The 24,572-nt window shown below is 33.2% G+C and carries 24 protein-coding genes; 16 read left to right on the top strand and 8 right to left on the bottom strand.

The annotated features are described in order from the left end of the window. The first annotated feature begins 127 nt into the window (after window positions 1–127). The 4 genes from HA152_RS05845 (at window position 128) to HA152_RS05830 (ending at window position 5,573) form a co-directional block, all read left to right on the top strand. Window positions 128–1,240: an FAD-binding oxidoreductase gene (locus tag HA152_RS05845; protein WP_209134515.1), complete on the top strand. Its 1,113-nt coding sequence runs from the start codon at window positions 128–130 to the stop codon at window positions 1,238–1,240. Between the two features lie 110 nt (window positions 1,241–1,350). Continuing rightward, window positions 1,351–2,874 (top strand): glucose-6-phosphate dehydrogenase, encoded by a 1,524-nt coding sequence (gene zwf / locus HA152_RS05840; protein WP_209134513.1) that lies wholly within the window; start codon window positions 1,351–1,353, stop codon window positions 2,872–2,874. Window positions 2,875–2,876: 2 nt separating this feature from the next. Then, a complete protein-coding gene (locus HA152_RS05835; protein ID WP_209134511.1) occupies window positions 2,877–4,178 on the top strand; it encodes a glucose-6-phosphate dehydrogenase assembly protein OpcA in 1,302 nt (433 codons plus the stop codon). A 3-nt stretch (window positions 4,179–4,181) separates the two neighbouring features. After that, the gene (locus tag HA152_RS05830) at window positions 4,182–5,573 is read left to right on the top strand and encodes a cobyrinate a,c-diamide synthase (protein ID WP_209134509.1); all 1,392 of its coding nucleotides are present in this window, start codon (window positions 4,182–4,184) and stop codon (window positions 5,571–5,573) included. Here HA152_RS05830 and HA152_RS05825 read toward each other — a convergent pair. The 3 genes from HA152_RS05825 to folD are packed head-to-tail and all read right to left on the bottom strand — an operon-like array spanning window position 5,570 to window position 7,898. After that, window positions 5,570–6,049 (bottom strand): divergent PAP2 family protein, encoded by a 480-nt coding sequence (locus tag HA152_RS05825; RefSeq protein ID WP_209134507.1) that lies wholly within the window; start codon window positions 6,047–6,049, stop codon window positions 5,570–5,572. The genes HA152_RS05830 and HA152_RS05825 overlap by 4 nt on opposite strands. A 13-nt stretch (window positions 6,050–6,062) precedes the next feature. Next, window positions 6,063–6,965, bottom strand: a complete 903-nt coding sequence (gene crtE, locus HA152_RS05820; protein WP_209134505.1) for a geranylgeranyl diphosphate synthase CrtE — start codon at window positions 6,963–6,965, stop codon at window positions 6,063–6,065. Window positions 6,966–7,001: 36 nt separating this feature from the next. After that, the gene (folD, locus tag HA152_RS05815) at window positions 7,002–7,898 is read right to left on the bottom strand and encodes a bifunctional methylenetetrahydrofolate dehydrogenase/methenyltetrahydrofolate cyclohydrolase FolD (protein ID WP_209134503.1); all 897 of its coding nucleotides are present in this window, start codon (window positions 7,896–7,898) and stop codon (window positions 7,002–7,004) included. Window positions 7,899–7,972: 74 nt separating this feature from the next. Here folD and HA152_RS05810 point away from each other — a divergent pair, with 74 nt between their 5' ends. Beyond that, window positions 7,973–9,445 carry an HDIG domain-containing metalloprotein gene (locus HA152_RS05810; protein WP_209134500.1) on the top strand — a complete coding sequence of 491 codons (1,473 nt, stop codon included), beginning with the start codon at window positions 7,973–7,975 and terminating at the stop codon, window positions 9,443–9,445. Window positions 9,446–9,454: 9 nt separating this feature from the next. Here the strand turns inward: HA152_RS05810 and HA152_RS05805 are convergent, their stop codons facing one another. Together HA152_RS05805 and HA152_RS05800 are read right to left on the bottom strand one after the other, a co-directional pair. Beyond that, the gene (locus tag HA152_RS05805) at window positions 9,455–9,847 is read right to left on the bottom strand and encodes a hypothetical protein (protein ID WP_209134498.1); all 393 of its coding nucleotides are present in this window, start codon (window positions 9,845–9,847) and stop codon (window positions 9,455–9,457) included. An 83-nt stretch (window positions 9,848–9,930) separates the two neighbouring features. Beyond that, window positions 9,931–11,571 (bottom strand): 2-isopropylmalate synthase, encoded by a 1,641-nt coding sequence (locus HA152_RS05800; RefSeq protein ID WP_209134496.1) that lies wholly within the window; start codon window positions 11,569–11,571, stop codon window positions 9,931–9,933. Between the two features lie 223 nt (window positions 11,572–11,794). Between HA152_RS05800 and HA152_RS05795 the strand changes: the two genes are divergently transcribed. Next, window positions 11,795–13,378, top strand: coding sequence for a glycoside hydrolase family 57 protein (locus HA152_RS05795; protein ID WP_209134493.1), 1,584 nt, complete (start codon window positions 11,795–11,797; stop codon window positions 13,376–13,378). A 219-nt stretch (window positions 13,379–13,597) separates the two neighbouring features. Here HA152_RS05795 and crtL read toward each other — a convergent pair whose 3' ends face one another. After that, complete coding sequence (gene crtL / locus HA152_RS05790; protein WP_209134491.1) at window positions 13,598–14,809, bottom strand: lycopene beta cyclase; 1,212 nt, start codon at window positions 14,807–14,809, stop codon at window positions 13,598–13,600. A 23-nt stretch (window positions 14,810–14,832) separates the two neighbouring features. Further along, complete coding sequence (gene gyrA, locus HA152_RS05785; RefSeq protein WP_209134488.1) at window positions 14,833–17,430, bottom strand: DNA gyrase subunit A; 2,598 nt, start codon at window positions 17,428–17,430, stop codon at window positions 14,833–14,835. A gap of 180 nt (window positions 17,431–17,610) precedes the next feature. On the opposite strand from gyrA, the gene HA152_RS05780 reads away from it, so the two are divergent. From HA152_RS05780 to rsmD, 4 genes are all read left to right on the top strand, one after another. Beyond that, window positions 17,611–18,774, top strand: coding sequence for a GuaB3 family IMP dehydrogenase-related protein (locus tag HA152_RS05780; protein WP_209134486.1), 1,164 nt, complete (start codon window positions 17,611–17,613; stop codon window positions 18,772–18,774). A gap of 231 nt (window positions 18,775–19,005) precedes the next feature. Then, window positions 19,006–19,329 carry a thioredoxin gene (trxA, locus tag HA152_RS05775; protein WP_011376622.1) on the top strand — a complete coding sequence of 108 codons (324 nt, stop codon included), beginning with the start codon at window positions 19,006–19,008 and terminating at the stop codon, window positions 19,327–19,329. 11 nt (window positions 19,330–19,340) lie between these two features. Next, window positions 19,341–19,958: an imidazole glycerol phosphate synthase subunit HisH gene (gene hisH / locus HA152_RS05770; protein ID WP_209134484.1), complete on the top strand. Its 618-nt coding sequence runs from the start codon at window positions 19,341–19,343 to the stop codon at window positions 19,956–19,958. A 13-nt stretch (window positions 19,959–19,971) separates the two neighbouring features. Next, on the top strand, window positions 19,972–20,571 hold the full coding sequence (gene rsmD, locus HA152_RS05765; protein ID WP_209134481.1) for a 16S rRNA (guanine(966)-N(2))-methyltransferase RsmD: 600 nt from the start codon (window positions 19,972–19,974) through the stop codon (window positions 20,569–20,571). Here the strand turns inward: rsmD and petG are convergent. Next, window positions 20,548–20,667, bottom strand: coding sequence for a cytochrome b6-f complex subunit V (gene petG / locus HA152_RS05760; RefSeq protein WP_011376619.1), 120 nt, complete (start codon window positions 20,665–20,667; stop codon window positions 20,548–20,550). The genes rsmD and petG overlap by 24 nt on opposite strands. Before the next feature lie 54 nt (window positions 20,668–20,721). Between petG and HA152_RS10130 the strand changes: the two genes are divergently transcribed. The 6 genes from HA152_RS10130 (at window position 20,722) to HA152_RS05730 (ending at window position 24,568) form a co-directional block, all read left to right on the top strand. Then, entirely contained in the window at window positions 20,722–21,108 is a 387-nt protein-coding gene (locus HA152_RS10130; protein ID WP_308789024.1) for a cytochrome c, read from the top strand. Further along, window positions 21,105–21,857 (top strand): RNA methyltransferase, encoded by a 753-nt coding sequence (locus tag HA152_RS05750; RefSeq protein ID WP_209134472.1) that lies wholly within the window; start codon window positions 21,105–21,107, stop codon window positions 21,855–21,857. The genes HA152_RS10130 and HA152_RS05750 overlap by 4 nt, the downstream gene beginning before the upstream one ends. Before the next feature lie 117 nt (window positions 21,858–21,974). Continuing rightward, on the top strand, window positions 21,975–23,063 hold the full coding sequence (gene bchI / locus HA152_RS05745) for a magnesium chelatase ATPase subunit I (RefSeq protein ID WP_209134470.1): 1,089 nt from the start codon (window positions 21,975–21,977) through the stop codon (window positions 23,061–23,063). Between the two features lie 5 nt (window positions 23,064–23,068). Continuing rightward, window positions 23,069–23,542, top strand: a complete 474-nt coding sequence (gene ruvC / locus HA152_RS05740) for a crossover junction endodeoxyribonuclease RuvC (protein ID WP_209134468.1) — start codon at window positions 23,069–23,071, stop codon at window positions 23,540–23,542. Between the two features lie 9 nt (window positions 23,543–23,551). After that, window positions 23,552–24,109 carry a 5-formyltetrahydrofolate cyclo-ligase gene (locus HA152_RS05735; protein ID WP_209134466.1) on the top strand — a complete coding sequence of 186 codons (558 nt, stop codon included), beginning with the start codon at window positions 23,552–23,554 and terminating at the stop codon, window positions 24,107–24,109. Window positions 24,110–24,148: 39 nt separating this feature from the next. Further along, complete coding sequence (locus HA152_RS05730) at window positions 24,149–24,568, top strand: SufE family protein (protein WP_209134463.1); 420 nt, start codon at window positions 24,149–24,151, stop codon at window positions 24,566–24,568. Window positions 24,569–24,572 lie beyond the last annotated feature (4 nt).

Raw genomic sequence — 24,572 nt, 5'->3', positions numbered from 1 at the left:
AACAACAAATACTGAAAAATTAAAATAATTTCTTTTATTTATCCCGATCTCAAAACGTAACCATTTTTGTAAAATCACTACAAATTAAACTACAAATTGATAATCTTTTATAAAAGAAATCTAAAAAATGTATTCACAAGCAAAAGTAATCGCAGGCGGATTAGCTCATATACCAGTAGTTATAGCTGTTTTTTATTTTATACTCACAACTTTTAATAAAAGAGCCTTAAAATTTGTTGAAGAAGCAAAAACAAAAAAACCTGAGGCAAAAGCTGTGGAAACTAAAAAAGTCGCTGTTTCAAAAACAGAAGCGCCAAAAACAGAAGCTCCAAAAATAGTTAAGAAAAAACATGCAGATGTTCCAGTCAATATTTACCGTCCTAAATCACCATATGAGGGAACAGTTATTGAAAACTACAGTCTTCTCAAAGAAGGTGCAATTGGTAGAGTTAATCATATAACTTTCGACCTTAAAGATAGTGATCCATTTTTAAATTATGTAGAAGGGCAAAGTATTGGTATCATGCCTGCTGGTGAAGATGCTAATGGAAAACCTCATAAATTAAGACTATACTCAATAGCTAGCACTAGACATGGTGATAATTTTAATGGAAATACAGTTTCTCTTTGTGTAAGACAGCTTCAGTATGAAAAAGATGGTGAAACCATTAATGGTGTCTGCTCTACTTACTTATGTGATATTAAGCCTGGAGATAAAGTTAAAATAACAGGTCCTGTTGGTAAAGAAATGCTTCTCCCTGATGAAGAGGACGCAAACATTGTTATGTTAGCCACTGGAACTGGAATAGCACCAATGAGGGCTTATTTAAGAAGAATGTTCGAACCAACCGAAAAAGAAAAAAATAAATGGAATTTCAAGGGTAAAGCTTGGTTATTTATGGGTGCTCCAAAATCAGCTAATTTGTTATACGAAGAAGATCTTCAAAGATACATTGCTGAGAATCCAGATAATTTTAAATATACAAAAGCTATTAGTCGTGAGCAGCAAAATACAAAAGGTGGAAGAATGTACATTCAAGACAGAGTTTTAGAGTCAGCCAACGAACTTTTCAATATGATTGAAGATGAAAAGACACATATATATCTTTGTGGATTAAAGGGTATGGAGCCTGGAATAGATGAAGCAATGACTAAGGCAGCTGAAGAAAAAGGATTGAACTGGTCAGAATTAAGACCTCAACTAAAAAAAGCAGGAAGATGGCACGTAGAAACTTACTAAATCTTTGATATTTAGATTTAAGTTTCACATACTAAATACTTTTTGGTTTAGACACAATATGTAGCTAATATTAGAAAAAAAGAGGATTTTAAATAAAGAATACTAAAAATATGCCTTCAACTTTAAGTAATCCTCTAAGATTAGGTTTACGGCAGGAAAGAGTCATATCTCCACAATGTTTAGTAATTTTTGGCGCTAGTGGAGACCTTACTCATAGAAAATTAATACCAGCCTTATTTGAACTCTATTTGCAAAGAAGAATTCCTAGTGAATTTGGAATAGTTGGTTGTGCGAGAAGACCTTGGACTGATAATGAGTTTAGAGAAAAGATGAAAGTAAAGTTATCAAATCAAATATCTGGTAAAGAAAGGGAGTGGGAACAATTTTCTAATTATCTTTTCTATGAACCAGTTGACCTACAACAAAGTGATCATGTCGTAAGGCTTTCTAGAAGATTAAATGAAATTGATAAAACACAAGCTACTCATGGGAATAGAACATTTTATTTATCAGTATCTCCGAATTTCTATGCAAGTGGATGTAAAGCCCTTAAAGGGGCTGGCCTTTTAGATGACCCTAAGAAAAGTCGTTTAGTAATTGAAAAACCTTTTGGAAGAGATTATTCAAGTGCAAAAAAATTGAATAAGATCGTTCAAAGTTGCGCTGAAGAAAGTCAGATTTATAGGATTGATCATTATTTAGGTAAAGAGACAGTTCAGAATATTCTTGTTTTGAGGTTTGCTAACACTATTTTTGAACCAATTTGGAATAGGAATTATATATCAAGTATTCAAATTACTTCATCTGAAACAGTTGGTGTTGAAGATAGAGCAGGTTATTACGAAAGCTCTGGTGCTTTACGGGATATGCTTCAAAATCATATGACTCAAATGCTTGCAGTTACTGCAATGGAACCTCCTGGGAAATTTGAACCAGAAGCAATAAGAAATGAAAAAGCTAAGGTTCTTCAAGCTTCAAAACTTGCTGACGATAATGAACCGTGGAATTGTTGCATAAGAGGTCAATATGGAGAGGGAGGGAATATTTCAAATCGACTCAAAGGATATAGGCAGGAAGATGGTGTTAATAGTAACAGCACAACAGAAACTTATATTGCGACAAAAGTTTTCGTGGATAACTGGCGTTGGCAAGGGGTTCCTTTTTATTTGAGAACAGGTAAAAGACTACCTAAAAGACTTGGAGAAATAGTCTTGACTTTTAAAGACGTTCCTGTTCATTTATTTGAATCAACAATAATAAATCCTGCCCCAAATCAACTTGTCCTTAGAATTCAGCCAAATGAAGGTGCTACTTTCAAATTTGAGGTAAAATCTCCTGGTTCTGGAATGAAATCAAGACCTGTTGAGATGGAATTTTCTTATGATGAATCATTTGGAGAACCCTCAGATGAAGGCTATGTAAGATTATTAGCTGATGCAATGCTTTCTGACCCAACATTATTTACTCGAAGTGATGAGGTAGAGGCAGCCTGGAAACTTTATACGCCATTAATAGAATTGATGGATAATTCTCCTTGGAAGTTACCTATTTATAATTATGAATCTATGACATGGGGACCTCCTGAGTCAGATCAATTAATTTCAAAAGATAATATTTTCTGGCGTAGACCCTAAAAATGAAACCTCAACTTACACTACAAACACCTTTAGAGTTGCCTTATCAGGAAATTTCTAATTACCTTAATAAATTATGGATTTCAGAAGATAAAGATAATAGTGGAGCTAATACTTTCACATTAATGGTCTGGCAGCCTGCTTGGCTAGAACAATGCTTGGTCCAAAAAGGATTAGTAAATGGACCAATTACTGGAAATTTAAGTCGAGAGATAATTGAAGTTGCTAAAAAATTTATATTAGATCAAGGACTTCCTATCACTACTTCACTTAGTAGTGAAGAATTATTGAGTTTGTTGAAGGAAAATTTATCTAATAAAGACTTTGAAGATTTTAGAGGACAATTTTTTGAATCAACGATAAGTACATTAAATCCAAGAAGATTAATAACTCTAGCGCCAACATTAAATAAAAATTCAGATATCAAAACTTTTGTATCCGCTTACTGTCCATTAAGTGATGCCCCAGCTATGCAACCTATTTGTGGGGATTTAGTTGTTATTAGGGGGGGCTCGGAATCAATATCTAATAATGGATTAAAAATAATTGATGAATTATCTATTGCTGAATTACCTTCATGGTTGTGGTGGAATGGAAGCTTGGATGAGTCGCCTGAAATCTTCGAATATTTTACAGATCATGGTCTAAGGTTAATAATTGATACTGCTCTTGGATCGCCTCAAAGATGTTTAAAAGTTTTACATCAATTAAATAATTCAAATAAAGCTATTAATGATTTGAATTGGGTTAGATTGAAAAACTGGAGGGAATCATTGGCAATGATTTTTGATCCGCCTTCAAGGAGACCAATTTTGGATCATATTACTGATATTGACATTGATATCGCGGGAGATCATATGATTCAAGCGTTGTTTTTGATTTCATGGATTAGCGATAAACTTGGTTGGTCTTTTCTAAGAGTTGAAAGAAATACAGAATCAACAAAAATAGAGTTTGAAAGAATTAATGGCGAAATAATTTCTACATCAATTAATCCCTTATCTTTGGGAAATCCAAGTATTCATTTAGGACAAGTTATTGGATTGAGGCTGATTTCAAAAATTAGTGAGGTTCAAAAAAATAATACATGTGTAATACTTGGCTGTGAATCAGTGGAATGTATGAGACTTGAAGCAGGGGGAATGGCTAATATGGAATTAATAGAACAAGTTGTTCCAAATTCTTTTTCTACATCAGAGTACGATGTTAGTAAATTATTGGGAAGTAGTAGAGGTAATACCAGTCCTCTTTTTGAAAATTCTATTAAAATAGCTCTTCAAATATTTAATGGTTTGAATAACTAATAGATGCCTTGTGTAATATCTTCTCCTTCAAGTGATAGCGGGAAAACCACATTATCTCTTTTGCTATCTTGTTGGGCGTTCTCAAAAGGTATAAAGATACAAACTTTCAAGGTTGGCCCAGATTATCTTGATCAACAACAACTTAGCTCAATTGGACAACCTATTTGCAGGAATTTAGATATTTTTTTAAGTGGTGAGGAATGGGTACAAGAAAGTTTTTTTAAACATTCTTTGAAATATGAATTCTCGTTAATTGAAGGAGCAATGGGTCTGTTTGATGGACTAGGGTCAACAACCTATTCCAGCACAGCAAATATCTCTAAACTTCTCAATGCTCCAATAATTTTTATTGTTAATGCTAAAGGTCAAGTAGCTTCTCTTTTGGCGACTATTCGAGGTTTTAGAGATTTCGATAGTGAGTTGTCAATAGCAGGAATTATATTTAACAACGTTAATTCAGATAGACATAAAAAATTAATCAAAGAAGTTTTTAAAAATGAAGATATCGAAATTCTTGGTTTTTTACCATCTGATTCAAAAATAACTTTAAACAAAGCTAATTTAGGTTTGATATCTCCAATGGATAATGGAAAAGAAATTGATGTTGAATATTTTGCTAATTTCGCCGAAAGAAATCTTGATATATTTTCTCTTATTAAATTTCTGAAATCTCCTCAAAAGAAAATATTTAATTCTTTCAATTTTAAAGATTTTAAAATTGATAAAAGTAAACCTATCGCAATTGCAGAAGATAAAATCTTTCATTTTCAATACCCTGAAACTAAGGAGTTTTTGAGTGCAATAGGAATACCATTGATTTCATGGAGTATTTATGATGATGAAGAAATACCTAATGAGGCTTCTTCTTTAATTATTCCTGGGGGGTTCCCTGAAAAATATGCTGATCATATAAGTAACTCTACAAAAAGCTTAAATTCGTTAAGGAAATTCCGCAAAAATGGATTTATATATGCTGAGTGTGGAGGGATGATGATTTTAGGAGACTTCATCAAAGATGAAACTGGTAATAATCATAAAATGAGTGGTATCCTGCCTTTTAGATCAAAAAAAAGTAAACTTTCAGTAGGTTATAGATACATTGAGGGTTTAAAAGATACTCCAGTCATTAAACAAAATCAATTAATTAGAGGACATGAATTTCATTATTGGGAAATTGAAAATAATTTATCTGAACTTAATTCTGGAAAAGCTGAGCATCAGAAGAATCTTTCTTCCCCATGGAAAATTAAATCTTGGAAAACCGAATATAAAAATGAAGGCTTTTTTGATGAAAAATTACATGCAAGTTGGATTCACTTACATTTGCCAAGTTCTCCAGAAGTCGCAAAAAACTTTATAGAAGCCACCCAAATTAGTTTTTCAAAAAATTCTTAATTTATTATCAAATCAAATATTTTGAGAGGAGAACCTAAAAAAAACATTCCAGGCAAAGTGATTAATGGCCCTAAAAAACTCCCAACCATGACCTCAATTTTCGTATGACCCAAGGTTTCTTTTAACAGTAATTCAGATTGAGGTTCTAGTTTTTTTGATAGTTTATTAATTTCTGCAGCTTGAATTCCAGCTGATTTTCGAACGCCGCTAGCGTCATACATAACTATTAGTGATACAGCAACTGATAATGCAAATATTGAGCTATCAAATCCCAATTCATAACCTATACCAGATGTAGCACCAGTTATTAAGGCCGAATGACTTGAAGGCATACCACCCGTCTCGAACATAATTCCTAATCTCATCTCTCCAGTTGAAAAGAAATTGAATACAATTTTACAAATTTGAGCTAGCAAACAGGATAATAGGCTCCAGAAAAGAACTGAATTATTAAAAAAGGAAAAAAACTCAGGCATAAATTAAAAATAATTATCTGTCTCTATTTGTAATAAAGTCGGCTAACGATATTAAATACTTTGCATCTGCACCCCAAGGTTCTATTGCTTTTTTTGCATTTTCTACTAAATCAAATGCTCTTTTCTTTGACTCCTCCATTCCAAGTAATTTAGGGTAAGTAGTTTTGTCAGCTAAAAGATCTTTGCCAGCAGTTTTACCAAGCTTTTCACTGCTGGAAGTTAAATCAAGAATATCATCTATTATTTGGAAGGCTAAACCAATTCCCTCTGCATATGTTGTCAGAGCTTGTAATAGTTTTTCGTTAGCTCCTGCGATCATCGCGCCAGTTCTTACACAGGCCTTTAATAAAGCCCCAGTCTTGTGAAGATGAATATATTCGAGAGTTTCAAGGTCGACTTCTTTGCCTTCGCATTCCAAATCAACAACTTGTCCCCCGACTAGGCCTGGTGCACCCGCAACTAGGGATAATTCACCAACTACATTTAATAATCTATTTGGATTGACTCCAGGGCTTCTTAGAGAGACCATCTCAAAGGCCCTTGTTAATAAAGCATCGCCCGCAAGAATAGCTAATGCATCGCCATATACTTTATGGTTTGTCGGCCTACCTCTCCTCAAGTCATCATTATCCATGGCAGGCAGATCATCATGAATCAAGGACATTGTATGGATCATTTCTATTGCTACCGCAGTAGGAACTGCAAGAGAGGGTTCTCCTCCAGCCAGTGAGCAAGATGCTAAACATAAAATTGGACGTATTCTTTTCCCTCCAGCTAAGAGGGAATATCTCATTGACTCTCTTAATATTTCTGGATTCTCAGGGCCCAAGGAAAAATCAAGGGCTTCTTCTACAACCTTTTTTGTGTTTTTAAGATATTTTTCAAAATCAGAAATACTATTTATAACTTCAGTCATATTATTCCTTTAGTAAAAAAAATTTCATCTTGCAGTTTATGGCAAAAGGTCATTAAGAGTTGATGATAAACCAAATTGCTTTTGCCAGCTAAAAATAGTATTTACAAGTAACATTGTTACTGTCATTGGTCCAACACCGCCTGGTACAGGCGTGTAAGCAAATACTTTAGAAATGACATCTTCTAATAATACATCGCCACATAATCTGGTTTGTTTTTTATCGGAACTTTTTAATCTATGTATGCCAACATCAATAATTACTGCTCCTTCTTTCACAAAACTCGAATCTACAAGATTGGGTTTTCCTGCAGCCGCAATTAGAATGTCGGCTTCTCTACAGACTTTATTCAAATTTAATGTTTTAGAGTGAGTAATTGTTACCGTTCCATTTAGATTCAACAACATAAGCGAAAGCGGTTTCCCAACAAGCAAACTTCTTCCAATAACAACGATTTTCTTACCTTCAATTGTAATATTTTGGGATCTTAATAAATTAATAATTCCAGCTGGTGTGCATGATCTCATCGCAGGCTCATTTTTTACTAGTTTGCCAATGTTAATCTCATTTAGTCCATCTACATCTTTGCTTGGATTAATATGGCTGATCAGTTTTTGCTCGTCAAACTTCTTTGGGATGGGAAGTTGTAGTAACATTCCATCAATATCTTTATCAGAATTAAGTTTGATTATTAATTGTTCAACTTCTTTTTGCTCTACACTATCTTTTAGATGAAAGATAAAGCTCTTTATTCCAATCCTTGAACATGCTTTTTCCTTGTTATTAACGTAAACACCACTCGCAGGGTCTTCACCTATTCTTATTACAGCTAAACCGGGAGCTCTTTTAGTAATTTTTTTATTACTAGATATATAGTCAGTTAATCTTTCTTCAATTTCAAGAGATAATTTTTTACCGTCTAATTTTAATGACATTTAGAAAAACATCTCCTTTTTACACCTAGCATGCCTATAATTTTAAATTATTCAAATAGATTTATCTATATTCTGTGCAAAACATCATAACTACTCTAAAAAAATTGTTTTATCTGTGGAGGCGAAGTCAAGTCCCAGCAAAACAACCAATTAAAATTTCAAGAATAGATAATCTTATAATTTTTTTAGTATGCATTTTAATTTCAATAATTTCTTCTTATAAATTACTTCTTATATCGCCTTTAAATATCGCAGATATTTTTTCTTGGTTTTTGTCCTTTACTGAAATACTTATTAGTTCCGGAGTTTTGATATTAGTTTCAAAAAAAGAGAATCCCACAATTTCTTCAAGACAGATCTTCTTGATCATTACTCTTCTTTTGGGGGTGCAAGTTACGAAATTAGTCTTAGCTTCAACCATAAGTCCATTATCTATGATAATTCCACCGGCATTAATAATATCTCAAGGAATGGGAAGCATAACAGCTTTAGCTTGGGTATCAATAGCGAGTCTTATTTGGCCTGACCCAGAAATTGTTATCAATAACAACTTATTTTTTATTTTATTATTTTGTGCTTCAATAGTATCTCTTCTTGGGGGAAGAATTAGAAGTAGAGCTCAGTTACTTCAACTATCAATTTTTGTCCCAATAGGATCCTTCTTGAGTCAGTGGATATTAATAGGCAAAGATAAAATATCTATTATTAATAAGCAAGATTTTGTATTAGCTAATGGGGATATATTTTCTGACTCCTTGCTTTTGGCAATAGCTATGCTTTTTACAATTTTATTTATTCCTATTTTTGAATCGATATTCGGATTATTAACTAAAGCAAGATTGCTCGAATTGGCTGATAAGGAGAAACCTCTAATTAGAAGATTGTCTCTAGAAGCTCCAGGTACTTTTGAACATACCTTACTTATATGTGGCTTGGCAGAGGAAGCAACAAGAATGATTGGTGGTGATATTGATCTAATTAAAACTGGAGCTTTATATCATGATGTTGGCAAATTACATGCACCTAATTGGTTTATTGAAAATCAAGATGGTTCAAAAAATCCCCATGACGAATTGGATGATCCGATTAAAAGTGCAGAAGTATTACAAGCTCACGTTGATGAAGGATTGAAATTTGCTAGAAAAAATAGACTACCTAAACTGATAGCTAATTTTATTCCTGAACATCAAGGTACCCTTAAAATGGGATATTTTTTTCAAAAAGCTAAAGAAAAAAATCTCGACATTAATGAATATTATTTTAGATACAAAGGCCCTATCCCTCAGTCTAAAGAAACAGCTATTTTAATGCTTGCCGATGGATGTGAAGCAGCATTAAGAGCTATGAATATTAATGCATCTGATGAAGAAGCTTTGAAAACAATTTCTAATATTATCTACTCGCGTAAAAAAGATGGGCAATTAGATGATAGTAATTTATCGAAAGGAGAAATTTTTCTAATAAAAAGGGCATTCTTGAATGTGTGGAAAAGAATTAGACACAGAAGAATTCAGTATCCAACTAGCAAGAATAATACTTTTTCTTAGTTTTCAATTTTATAACCTAATACTTCTTCGATGTTTCGGATTACACCAATAAAGAAGAGCTAACGTACTTAATAATGTTGTTAAAAGAGTAAACCCACCAACTCCATAAATGTCTTGAAGAGTTATGAGCCTTACAACTGAATAAGGACCCATACCAGAAATTACCATTGATAGAGATACTAGAGTTAAAGTTACTCCCCATTTTCTCTCTGCTAACAGAGCTGCTGAGGAAACTATGCCAACAATTGCAGCAGGCCATCCAAGACTTATGGCAAGAGTTATATTCGCAACTTTTAGTGGAGGCCCATAACTTATTATTAATGCGATTATTGGAAGTGCAACTATGTTGCCTATTAAGCCAACCCACGAAAGTGCCCAATATCCAAGTACCCTTTCTCTCATTATTTACTGCTTTAACTATTAATTTAATCTACAGTATTGTGAGACTACTTTTTGGTGCTACTTAATAATCCTAAGAAAATAATTTAATTAGCAGGATTAGATAGGAACTTATTATCAGAATTCTCTAAATTATCAAATTGTGGATGAATTGAATTTTTTTTCTCAGAAAATACAAGTCTATTTAAAGCATTAACGTAAGCATTCGCTGCAGCAACTACAACGTCTGTATCAGCAGAATGACCAGAATATATTTTATTATCCCTTCTTATTCTTATTGTTACTTCGCCCAAAGCATCAATTCCTTCTGTTACCGACTTAACAGAAAATTCAATTAATTCATTAGGAACTTTAGCTAATTTATTTAAAGCCTCGCATACAGCATCAACAGGTCCAGTCCCTATTGATACAGCAGTGTCTTCACTATTATCTTCCGTGTTTAGAAGCGAAATGGTGGCAGTAGGTTTAGAGGCGTTACCACAACTTACTTGTACAAGACTTAATTGAAATTTAGCTTCGGGGAGCTGAACTTGTTCACTAACAATTGCTTCTAAATCTCTATCAGTAATTTCTCTTTTCCTGTCAGCTAAATCCTTAAAACGAGCAAAAGCATCATTTAAATCTTCTCGACTCAAGTCATATCCCATCTCTTCTAATCTTGCTCTTACCGCACTTCTTCCACTAAGTTTCCCTAAAGAAATTTTGTTTTCACTCAAACCAACAGTTTTTGCGTCGATAATTTCGTAAGTTAGTCTATTTTTTAAAACCCCATCCTGATGAATGCCTGACTCATGTGCAAAAGCATTAGCTCCAACAATTGCTTTATTAGGTTGTACAGTCATTCCAGTTAGGTTAGAAACAAGTCTAGAGGTTTTTGTTATTTCTTCTGTTCTTATAGCCGTAAGAGGAGTTGGGGAATCTGGATTTCTTTTGAAAAAACTATTAAAAAAACTTTTCCTAACATGAAGTGCCATTACTAATTCTTCTAGAGAGGCATTCCCGGCTCTTTCACCAATTCCATTAATAGTACATTCTAGTTGTCTTGCTCCATTTTTTACTGCCTCAAGAAAATTGGCTACTGCTAAACCCAAATCATTATGACCATGAACCGAGATTACTGCCTCATCAATATTTGGAACATTTTTATTTATGTCGACAATTAGCTTGCCAAATTCACTAGGAGTTGTAAATCCAACAGTATCAGGGATATTTATTGTTGTCGCTCCTGCAGAAATTGCTAGTTGAATAACTTCGTATAAAAAATCAGGATCACTCCTTGAGGCATCTTCACAAGAAAACTCAATATCATCAACTAATGATTTTGCATAGTTAACCATTTCTGGAACTATTTGAAGAACATCTTTTCTGGATTTTTTAAGTTTATGTTTAAGATGAATATCACTTGTCGCAATAAAAGTATGTATTCTTTTTTTGGGAGCTGGACTTACTGCTTCGTAACATGCTTTTATATCGCCTTTAGACGCTCTAGCTAAACCGCATATTATAGGGCCATTTTCTTTCCCTACAGCATTAGCAATTTTATTAACAGCTTTAAAATCTCCTGGACTTGCGAAAGGGAATCCAGCTTCAATAACATCTACTCCTAATCTTGCTAATTGATGGGCGATAGCAAGTTTTTCTTCGAGATTTAAACTGGCACCAGGAGATTGCTCTCCATCTCGAAGAGTTGTATCAAATATCAAAATTCTTCCAGGATCTTTTGACATTAGAGGGAGTAAACTAAACTTATATTAAGCTAATTAAAAAAATTTGACTAGATTTACTTCAATAAAAATTTGTTGAAAGATTATAACTTAGATAATATTGGTTAAAATTATGAAAAAAAAATAAAATACTTAAATTTTTAAAGTATTCTTTTATGGTTAAAGCCTTCTTTTATAAAAAATAATTTCGAATTTTTATAGAACTATAGGCATAAATTTAAAAAGTATGAATGGGCAATACCCTAAAAATAATTTTTTAGGACAGTTAGCGATAGTTTTACATGCGCATCTACCTTATGTCAGAAAAAATGAAAAAAACTCTTTAGAAGAGGATTGGTTATTTCAAGCGATTTTGGAATGTTATATACCACTACTTCAATCAATAGAATCTTCCAAAAATGAAAATCCTTTAAATACCAAACTTACTATTAGTTTGTCTCCAACATTATTATCACTTCTAAATGATAAAAAAATTAAAGAAACATTCCCAAGCTGGATTGAAACAAGAAATAATTTCTTAAACGAACTGCCAAAAGAAGAAAAAAATGCCTCTGCATTTTTAATGAATAACCTTAATGACAAATACTTGTATTGGCAACAATGTTCTGGAGATTTAATTGAGAAGTTTAGAGTTTTAAATAACTCTGGAAATTTGGATATTCTTACTTGTGCTGCTACACACGGATATTTGCCAATTTTAAGGGAGAATCCAGAAACTGTTAAAGGACAAATCAATACAGCCATTAGGAACCATGAAAATATTTTTGGAACTAAGCCTTTAGGTATTTGGTTACCTGAATGTGCATATTATGAGAATTTAGATGAAATGCTATTTAATTCTGGAATTAGATATGCAATCTTAGATGGTCATGGTATTCTAAACGCTACGCCAAGGCCTAGGTATGGCGTGTACGCTCCAATATGCTCGAAAAAAGGAGTAGCCTTTTTTGGAAGAGATAGTGAATCAACTTTACCTGTTTGGTCAGCAAAGGACGGGTTCCCGGGAGATAAGGTTTATAGGGAATTTCATAAAGATTTGGGATGGGAATTACCTATCTCCAAACTCCAAAAGAAAGGTATCTCAACAAAAAGACCTTTGGGTTTGAAGTTTCATAAGATTACAAATGATAAGGTACCATTAGGGGAAAAGGCGTTTTACTTAGAAAATGAAGCCAAAAAGAAGGTTGCAGAACATGCTGATTCTTATCTTCTCGCGAGATCCAAACAATTAGAAAAATTAACATTATCCTCTTCCTTCAAGCCCTTATTGGTAGCTCCATTTGATGCAGAGTTATTTGGTCATTGGTGGTATGAGGGACCTTTTTTTATTGAAAATATTTTAAAAAATTCTAGTAAATATTCAATTAAGCTTACAAATTTAAAAGAATTCTTAATTCAAAAGCCAAATCTTCAGATTTGCGATCCATCACCATCAAGTTGGGGACAAGGAGGTTACCATAACTATTGGATTAATGATGCAAATGCTTGGATTGTTCCTGAAATTACGAAAGCAGGCTCAACTTTTGTTGATTTATGTTCTAAAAAATTTAATAATGACCTTTCTTTACGACTTTTCAAGCAAGCAGCAAGAGAATTACTTCTCTCTGAATCCTCTGATTGGAGTTTCATACTAAGAGCTGGAACTACAACTGAACTTGCAAAAGAGAGGATAGAAAGACATTTGTTCAGGTTTTGGAAAATAGTTGAAATGATTAAAAATCATTCCAATATCAATTTAAAATTTCTTGAAGATATTGAGGAAGAAGATAAAGTTTTTCCGGATATTAATATTAATGATTGGCGAAAATAAAAAAATACTAAGAGCTTGTTAGCCTCGAAATGTCACGACTTTAGCTAAAAAAAATTCTGCAAATTTTTAATGTAGAAGAAAAATATTTGTAAGCCTTCAAAGTATTAACAGTTTCATTAATACTTAACTGATCGTCATAGATGTTTTTGTCATTCCCATAAATTGGCTTAAAGGTGGTATGAAACTTGTTTAATTTTATGCATAAAAGAGTAGAGTGATTCAATTTAACTTAAGCATTCCTAGTTTTACTTTTAGAGGTGAATTTATAAACATCTTACTCATAACGTAAATTAGTTTTGGGAGTGGAAGTGTATTAGTAAGAAAACCTACCCATTCATTCGTTGATAATCTAAAGAAATTCGAGAAAAAACATCTTAATCTACTTTCGTCAAAACTCATCAATCTTCTAAGACCATATTGGTAAAGTTTATGCCTTTGTGTTAACTCGTAAGGCCATAGGATCCCCCAACCTTTTGTTGCTAGTTCAAGAGAACTTAGATGAGGTTCTTCTAAAAAGAGTGCTAATTTTTCTGCAAGTAGTGGAGCTCTTCTTAATAAAGATCCGATCATGTATCCTGATGCAGGATGCACCATGCTAGCAGAACCTCCAAAACCAAGTACAAATTGTTTTTTAAATGGGAGGGGTAAATTCATTGGGAAAAGGCAATTCTCTTCATGAAAAATTTCACTTACCTCTATACCTTTATTATTCAGTCTTTTAAAAAGTCTTTTTTTAAGATTCTCTTGGGATAATGCAGGATAACAAGCTAATGATGTTTCTTCAACAAAAAAAGTTTCATTTCCAAGATCCATTGCATAGAGAAATGATGGAGATGATAATTTTTCTTCATTGTTTAAATGATTTGGACGAAAATCCATTAAAACAAACTGTTCCTTACTGACTGGTGGCGATGAAAATTTCCCGACGATTCCATATGCAGCTTGTTGAGCGATCTCATTTTGGACTGGCCTTTTTACAAAATTACTTTTATGACCACTTGCGTCAATGACTAACCTTGCCTTTATCCTTAGTCCTGAAAAACAAATTACCTCAGATATTTTATTTTTCTCTTTAATATCTTTAGCTGTTTCATTCAACCATTCAATTCCTTTACACTTTTTTAAAAGTTCGTTTTGAAAGGCTTCTTGGTTTATCAAACCATAATCATAATTATGTTTTGTTGGATTATCTCCCTTTTTATTTTCCCCATTTCCAAAAAAACTAACTGTTTTACACCATCGATGAGATAACAAGGACTCTAATCCTAATTCCTCTAATTCAGAAGCCCAAATACCATATGTATTCTCCCATTTTTCATTTGGAGATTTAGTTGATATCCCTTTTATATTTAGATCTTGCTTGGCTAATTCAGAGGCCAAGCAAAGTGCGGCGGGCCCGGAACCAAGAATTAAAATATCAAGTATTTCCATATGATCTAATAAACCATTTTCTTTTAATTTTCTGTGCCTGCATTAAATTGGTCTAGTTCTTCTGTTTGTGCATGAGGAACTAAGACAACTTCTGATAAGTGATCACCCTCGTCCAACCTTTGTAATTTTACTCCAGTAGCGGCTCTAGATTGTTGGGAAATTTTATCTGCGTTTGTTCTTACTATCACCCCTTTTTCGGTCACAAAAAGTAATTCTTCCCCTTCTCCGAGGACCTTCAAACAAACTAATACATCATCTTTAATTCTGAATTTTATGGCTTTCAAACCCATGCCTGCTCTTTTTTGCAATCTGAACTGAGTTACAGGCACTCTTTTACCTAGTCCAAATGAACTGGCAATTAGTACCCAAGGACCTTCTGAAGAGTTAACTTCAAGATTGTCATCAAATTCGTTAGTAAGATCTTCATTTTTAGCTAATTGATCAACTAAATCAGATGTCAAAACATCCATAGATACAAGATTGTCTCCTTTTCTCAGATTCATAGATTTAACCCCCCTCGCAGTCCTGCCAAGTGGCCTTAATTCCTTAATATCTAATCTGAAATGAATAGCCATTCCTGTTCTTGATCCAATCAAAACACTATCACCTTCTCTTGATAATCTAACCCAAGTTAAAGCGTCTCCATCCTCAAGATTTATTGCTATTAATCCATTTGATCGAATTTTTGAGAAGGCAGAGAGTGAAGTTCTTTTTATAAATCCAGCCTTGGTTAGCATTAATAGATAACAGTTGTTATCAAAAGAATCTACTGCAACCAATGAAGTTATCTTTTCTTCTCTTGGTATTGGGAGAAGTTGAACTGATGGAGTACCTTTAGCTGTTCTGCTACTCATAGGAACTCTATATGCTGGAAGAGCATAAGATACGCCTCTATCACTGAAAAGCAAAAGAGTATCATGATCATTACAGCTTATAAATAATTTTACTTCATCATCTCCTTGTGTCTTTGTTCCAGCCTTACCTCTTGACCCACGACTTGTAGATTCGAATTCATTAACAGGCATTCTTTTTAAATAACCTGCTTCAGTTAATAAAACTACAGATCTGTCATTAGCGATAAGATCAATATCATCTAGACCACCTCCTAAATCAAGTATTTCTGTTTTTCTTGGAGAGGAAAATCTTTCATCGATTTTATTAAGTTCTTCAAGAATAATTTCAAAAATTCTCTCTTTACTATTCAATATTTGCTGATATTGGTTGATTTTTCGGGTTAATTCATTATGTTCACCTTTGATTTTATCTGCTTCTAAGGCTGTTAATCTTCTTAACTGCATTTGTAAGATTGCGTCTGCCTGTGTGGCAGATAACTCATGATCATTTTGTAATTTTTCTCTAGCTGAAGCTGTATCTTTTGCTGATCTTATTAGATTGATAATTTCATCCATAGAGCCCAACGCTAATAAAAGACCTTTTACAATGTGATCCCTCTCTTCAGCCTTTTTTAATAAAAATCCCGTTCTTCGCCTTATTGTCTCCACTCTGAAGTCTAGAAATACATCTAACATTTTCCTGAGTGAAAGTGTTGTGGGCTCTCCTTTTACTAAAGCAAGGATATTTGCACTAAAGTTATTTTGTAGAGGTGTTAACTTAAATAAATTATTTAAAACTACTTGTGGGTAGGCATCCCTTTTTAGTTCAATAACAATCCTCATTCCGTCTCGATCACTTTCATCTCTAATATCAGAAATACCTTCTAGTTTTTTTTCATTAACTAAGTCAGCAATTCTTTCTATCAATGCCGCTTTATTAGTTTGAAATGGGAGCTCTGTAATTATTACTGCATCTTTTTCTGCTCTACCACTGGATTTAATTTGCTCAATATTTGCTACACCTCTCATGGTTATTGAACCCCTCCCTGTCTTGAAAGTTTCTCTGATACCATCTCTGCCTAGGATTTGACCACCTGTGGGAAAATCTGGACCCTTAATTATTTCAAAAAGTTCTCTATCTTCAATCGAAGGGTTATTGATGATTGATTTAAGACCATTAATTAATTCTCCTAAGTTATGAGGTGGAATATTAGTTGCCATTCCTACAGCTATTCCAGATGATCCATTTAGCAGTAGTTGAGGAATCCTAGCAGGTAAAACTGTTGGTTCTTGCTGAGAACCGTCAAAATTATCGGCGAAATCTACAGTTTCAGATTCAATATCCTCTAATAGACTTTCATCTGTAAGAGACTGTAAACGAGATTCTGTATATCTCATTGCGGCTGGAGGGTCATTATCAACAGAACCAAAGTTTCCATGGCCATCTATGAGAGGCATTCTCATAGAGAAATCCTGAGCCATCCTAACCAAAGCATCATAAACAGCAGTATCGCCATGAGGGTGATACTTACCTAGTACTTCTCCAACAACTCTTGCACATTTTCTGTATGGTCTACCGCTAGTTAAACCAAGTTCATACATTGCATAAAGAATTCTTCTATGAACAGGTTTTAATCCATCTCTCGCATCCGGAAGAGCACGACCGACTATAACGCTCATTGCATACTCAAGGTATGAGCGAGACATCTCGTTTCTTAGGTCAGTCTGAATAATTCGGTCGTTATCTTCGCTTAATCCTGAGTTATCAGAATCTAAAATATCAGACATATAAAAATCCTTTTTTTAATAATAATCGCTCATTGTCATAATGAATAAAAAAAAATATTTATTTAATTCCCAAATACTCACATTTACACACAAATCAAAATAAAACCTGTTGTTTTTGAATAAACCTTGGCTTATTACCCCTTTAGTTGTTAATTTATTCAAAATAAAGAGAAAAATTCCGTGAATATTGAACTTGGTTTAAATAAAAAAGTCAGAAGGGCTTATGGCATTGATGAAATAGCTTTAGTCCCGGGTAATAGAACACTTGATTACGATTTGACTGATCCTTCTTGGTCAATAGGTGATTTTAAAAGAGAAGTTCCGATCGTAGCTAGTGCCATGGACAGTGTTGTCGATGTCAATACGGCTGTAGAACTCACAAAATTAGGTTCCATAGGGGTAATTAATATGGAGGGTATACAAACAAGATATGAAAATCCTGATGAAATATTGAACCAAATAGCATCTGTCGGGAAGAATGAGTTCGTTCCGTTAATGCAGAAAATATATAGTGAACCCGTCAAGGAGGAATTGATTTTACAAAGAATAAATGAGGTCAAAGAAAGAGGAGGTATCGCTGCTTTTAGTGGGACACCTCAAGCTGCTATTAAGTTTAAAGAAACACTTAATAATTCCAAAATAGATTTATTTTTTCTTCAAGGAACAGTTGTTTCAACTGAACATCTAGGTATGGAAGGTAAGGAAACCTTAAATATTAAAAATCTCTGCCAATCTATGAATGTCCCAGTTGTAGCTGGAAATTGTGTTACTTACAAAGTTGCAAAACTTCTTATGAATGCTGGAGTTGCAGGACTAATGGTTGGGATAGGACCCGGAGCGGCATGTACATCAAGAGGAGTATTGGGAATTGGAATCCCTCAAGCAACTGCAATTGCTGATTGTAGTGCGGCAAGAAATGATTACTTTAAAGAAAGTGGTCGTTATATTCCTATTATTGGTGATGGAGGAATTGTAACGGGCGGAGATATCTGCAAATGTTTAGCATGTGGAGCAGATTCTGTAATGATTGGATCCCCAATAGCTAAATCCTCAGACGCTCCAGGTAAAGGATTTCATTGGGGTATGGCTACTCCAAGTCCAGTATTGCCAAGGGGCACAAGAATTGAAGTTGGTTCTACAGGCTCCTTAGAAAGAATAATTAAAGGCCCTGCCTTACTTGATGATGGGACACATAATTTATTAGGAGCCATTAGAACCTCAATGAGTACTCTTGGTGCAAAAAATATTAAAGAAATGCAAGAAGTTGAAATAGTTATCGCACCATCGCTTCTCACAGAGGGTAAGGTTTATCAAAAAGCTCAGCAGCTTGGGATGGGTAAGTAGTTCATCTAGAACAAAATTATAAAACCTTAGTGAATTAAGTATTAAATTGAAAAATTTTCTAATTAGGAGTTATTATGAAATGATGGGGGAAACCCCATACTCCTCACACACTAAATCGCCCGATTAATCGGGCTTTTTTAGATATTTTGTTACTTATATTATTTTATCTGTAATGAAATCATCACTTAAAAGATTTGCCTGCTAAATTTTCAAAAAGGGAATACTTAAATTATGTCATCAGCTCCAGCCGTAACTGATTCTTCATTTGACAAGGATGTACTGCAAAGTGATCTACCAGTATTGGTTGATTTTTGGGCACCATGGTGCGGTCCATGTAGGATGGTCGCTCCAGTTGTAGAAGAAATTTCAAAGGACTTTGAAGGGAAAATTAAAGTTTTTAAATTAAACACGGATGAGAATCCAAATGTAGCCAGTCAATACGGAATTAGAAGTATTCCTACATTAATGATTTTTAAGGGTGGTCAAAAGGTTGATACAGTTGTTGGTGCTGTGCCAAAAGCAACTCTTTCTAGCACTTTAACTAAGCATTTATAAATTTAAAAGCTTTGCATAAAATTGGACTAATAGACTATGGAATGGGTAATATTCATTCTGTAACAAAATCTCTAGAAAGTCTTGGAGAAGAAATTATATTGATTAAAAACTTTAATGATTCGAAGCTTTGTAAGGCGATAATACTTCCTGGGGTTGGATCATTTGATCCAGCAATGAATAATCTCATAAACACTGATTTGATTACTGATTTGAAAAATTGGATTAAAAGTGGGAAGTCCTTTTTTGGGATATGTTTAGGTCTCCAACTCCTTTTTGAATCTAGTGATGAAGGAAAAGTTCAAGGGCTAGGGATTTTAAAAGGAAAAATACAAAAAATACCCACAATTGTTAACCAAAGAATCCCACACATGGGTTGGTGCCAACTTTTACCTACTAAACCAAATACATTATTAGAGTTAGAAGAATTAAATAATTGGGTCTATTTTGTACATTCCTATCATGCAATCCCAGATGACTTAAATATTATTGCAGCTCAGGTTGATTATGGCTCTGAAAAATTAACTGCAATGATTGAGAATGATAATTTATTGGCCTGTCAATTTCATCCAGAAAAATCTGGAAAAACCGGCGAAAAACTTTTGAGAAGATGGTTGAGTAATATTCAATAAGAGATGTTTAGGAATGAAGACTAACTTAAGATTAATAGGTGGTAAAAAACTCCAAAGTCCAAATAATTCTTATACCAGACCTACAACTTTGAGAGTGAGAGAGGCCATATTCAATATATTGAACAGAAGGGTTGAAAATAGTAACTGGTTAGATTTATTTAGTGGAACAGGGGCCATTTCTTGTGAAGCCTATAATCATGGGGCAAGCAAAATAATTGCAATTGAAAAAAACAAAATCAACTCAAAAATTTGCATAGAAAATTTACTCTCGTTGGAGAATGTAGAGAATAGGAGAAATGATATAGAAGTTATATGTAAAGACGTTTTGAAATGGACAAAACCTAATTATGAGAGAAACTTATCATCTAGGAATATGGACTTTAACAAATTAAAATTTGATTTTGTTTATCTAGATCCTCCATACGATGTGGATTTCCATGAATTAGTTTTAAATCAAATATTTAAATGTAATCTTTTAAAAAAAAATTCAACAGTTATTTGTGAACATTCTCCAAATCTATTTATTAAAAAAAGTACTTTGTGGGAAACTATAGATGTAAGGAATTATGGACAGTCAAGATTAACATTTTTAATCAATGTCCAGCATCCCTGAGCCTCTTCTGTATTGATTCCATGCACTAACGAATAATCCAAGAAGAGTTATTGGAACTAAACCTAAAACAATTCCACATAGAAGAGGCTCGATCATTTTTTGCCTTTTTTGAATTTCTTACTCACAATTGTTACATAGAGACTATTTTTTGTGTCAACATCTTCATCAACTGCAGCAGAAAGAGACTTTAAGAGAGAATTCTTAAAAATTGTTTTTGTTGTATTTGGAGTTTTATTTATTTGTTTTTCAATATTTCTCATAAATCATCATGAAAATAACAAATATATTATTGAGACTCTTGAACTTAATGGCTCTGCCGAGGAAGGAGATGCTCTTTTTAAGATAAATTGTGTTGGATGTCATGGAATTACAGCAAGAGGATTAGTGGGGCCAGACTTACACTCAATAACTCAACGTCTTAATGATAAAGAGATAATAAAACAAGTTACTGGAGGATTGACTCCTCCTATGCCAAGTTTTGAAATTGATCCTGTAAATATGTCCAATTTATTAAAATATCTTCATAGCCTTGAATGATTTTGAGAAAAAATTTTTCTAATTTAAAGGTAATTTTAGTTGAACCAAATGGCCCTTTAAATGTAGGAAGCGTTGCTAGATTATGCAGTAATTTTGAAGTTGATGAATTAAGAATTGTTTCTCCTAAATGCGACATATTTTCTTTAGAAGCAAAAAAAATGGCTCTTAAAGGTCAAAAATTTCTTAAACATTGTATGGTTTTTGATGATCTTCAAAAAGCAATTTTTGATTGTGATTTGGTTCTAGCATCTTGTGGAAGGATTGATGTAAATAAAGATTCATTTTTTGTATCTTCTGAAGATATATTTGATTGGACTTTATCTTTTAAGAAGATTAATAATTTAGCAATTATATTCGGAAGAGAAGATAGAGGTTTAACTAACAGTGAATTGCTTTTAGCAAATAAAACTTTTAATATTCCAACTTCTGAGAATAATCCTTCATTAAATCTTTCTCACGCTGTTTCAATAGTTTTGTATGAATTAAATAAGTCTTCTAAGAAGAATTTAAAAAATGAATTAAAAGTTTTTAACTTAGCATCATCGAAAGAAATACATGATACATTTGTGGAGATAGAAGAAATGCTTTTGCGAGTTGGATATCTTTTAAAACATACCTCCAAGGCAAAAATCAGTAAATTTAAGAATTTTATTTTGAGGGCAAATACATCAATGCACGAAATAAATGTTTTAAGAGGAATTGTCCATCAAATAAACTGGTTTTTGAACAATTCAAAAAAAAATAAGTAAGTATAAACTTGATTAATTACTATTCACTTCTTGTTTTAATTTGATATGGATATTTACTAAAAACATTTTCTGAAGTAACATCTATTGATTATTTGAATATTTAAGAAAACTAAAACTGTGCCTACAACAAAGAAAAGAAGAGTTTTTCCTTTTACCGCAGTAATTGGTCAAGAAGAAATGAAATTGGCTCTCTTGTTAAATGTTATTGATCCAAGAATTGGTGGAGTAATGATAATGGGTGATAGAGGGACTGGAAAGTCTACTACAATCAGAGCCTTAGCTGATTTGTTGCCTGCAATCGATGTTGTTAAAGACGATCCATATAATAGTTCACTAGTCGATCCTGATTTACAAAGTAAAGAAGTTTTGGAAAAAATTACTCAAGGAGAAAATCTAGAGGGTATTCAAAAACAAGTACCTATGGTTGACTTGCCTTTAGGGGCTACTGAAGACAGGCTTTGTGGAACCATTGATATAGAGAAGGCTTTGAGCGAAGGTGTTAAGGCATTCGAACCCGGTCTATTAGCAAAAGCCAATAGGGGTTTACTATACGTTGATGAAGTGAATTTACTTGATGATCATTTAGTTGATGTACTTTTAGATTCGGCCGCCTCCGGATGGAATACAGTTGAAAGGGAGGGGGTCTCAGTCCGACATCCTGCGAGGTTTGTCCTTATTGGTTCAGGAAATCCAGAAGAAGGTGAATTAAGGCCTCAATTATTGGACAGATTTGGAATGAGTGTTGAAGTTAAGACTGTTAGAGATGCCGAATTAAGAGTTCAAGTAGTTGATCAAAGAACTTCTTTCGACGATAATCCTGATGAGTTTTCATTGAGTGTTGAGAAACAACAAGATGAACTTCAACAAAAAGTAATTAAAGCACAAGAAATATTAAATTCTGTTAAAATGGACGATGACCTAAGATTGAATATTTCTGCAATTTGCGGAGAACTAGATGTGGATGGTTTACGTGGAGATATTGTTACAAATAGGTCTGCAAGAGCAATTGCAGCATTTGAGGGCAGAACTGAAGTGCAAGAAGATGACATAGCAAGGGTTATTTCTTGTTCTTTAAGACATAGACTTAGAAAAGATCCCTTAGAACAAGTTGATTCAGGTGAAAGAGTTATTCAAGCTTTTTGTAAAGTATTTGATTTAGATGAAAAAGAAAATCTTTCAAAATTTCAATTGTCTGCTGAAGCTTAATAACAGTGAGAATAATTGGGATTGACCCTGGATTAGCTAGAGTTGGTTATGGAATAATTGAGATAAAAAATGAAAGAAAGATATTATTAGATTGCGGCGTTATTGAGACAGGTAAAGATAAAAAAGAAGAAGAAAGACTTTATGAGATATTCCAAGATCTTAATGAATTAATAAATCATTGGAACCCAACTGCAGCGGCAGTAGAAAAATTTTTCTTTTACAGGTCAAGCACTACCATTAGTGTGGTGCAGGCTAGAGGCGTGATTATGATGGTATTGGCCTCAAAAAAAATTCACGTTAGTGAGTATTCACCTGCTCACATAAAATTAACAATTGCTGGGTCTGGAAAGGCATCTAAGAAAGATATTCTTGATGCTGTTATGTATAACTTAGACCTTAACAAACCTCCAAAACCTGATGATTCAGCAGATGCATTGGCTATAGCACTTACAAAACTAAATGAAGATGGTTTTAACTGAAAATTTAATATGACGATCTTTGAAAATAAGAAATTGGAGAGGGATACGTTTAGAAAACTAAGAGATGGGATGTCTCTTAATCAAAGAGAAAATGTAGAAAAGAATGTAAGATTATATATTGATTCAATTGTTAATGGATATAAAAATATTGGTTACATAGCCATATATTGGCCTCTAAAAAATGAAGTTGATATAAGAGGTCTCAAGAAAAAATTTACTTTAGCTTTGCCTAGATGTAAAGATGAAAAAGATTTGTTATTTTATCCATGGGACGAAAAACCTCTTACCAAAGATTCTGAGGGAATACTAAGTCCCAATAATTCTTCCCCTTTAAGTCATTCGCAGATAAGCATGATATTTGTACCATGTCTTTCCGTTGATAAAAATTTAACAAGATTAGGTTATGGAGGTGGTTATTTTGATAAATTAAGGAGAGATAATGATTGGAGAAATGTTCCATGCATTGGAGTATTAACTTCTAATTGTGTAAGTACGATTCCATTGACCAGAGCTGAATGGGATATTCCTTTATCGGGCTTTATCACAGAAAAAGAAATATTTGTATAATAAAAGATTCATAAAGTGATTAATTTATAGTTTTTTAAAATGGAAAATCAGGAAAAATACAATAATTTATCAAAATTAGTAGAAAAGCTGAAGAAATCAGAAGATCCAAAAAGAAAATATGAATACATTTTGTGGTTAGGCAAAAAATTGAAAGAACCACATAGTGAAATCCTTGTTGAAGAAAATAAAGTTAAGGGATGTGTTTCAGAAGTTTTTGTTAAAGCAACTATTAAAGCTGGTAAATTATTTTGGGAAGGATACTCTGATGCTCTTATAACAAAGGGTTTGTTGGCCTTTCTAATAAGTGGATTGAATGAGTTAACACCAAATGAAGTTGTTGAAATAGATAAGAAATTTATAGAAGATACTGGTTTGAAAGCAAGCTTAACTCCTTCACGATCAAATGGTTTTTTAAACATTTTATTGAAAATGCAGTCTCAAGCAAATGAATTTTTGTAGGCCT

The organism is Prochlorococcus marinus XMU1412 (assembly GCF_017696315.1).
Taxonomy (GTDB): domain Bacteria; phylum Cyanobacteriota; class Cyanobacteriia; order PCC-6307; family Cyanobiaceae; genus Prochlorococcus_A; species Prochlorococcus_A marinus_AF.
Note: the sequence above shows the minus strand (reverse complement) of the source record. Positions and strands in the feature narration are given on the sequence as shown.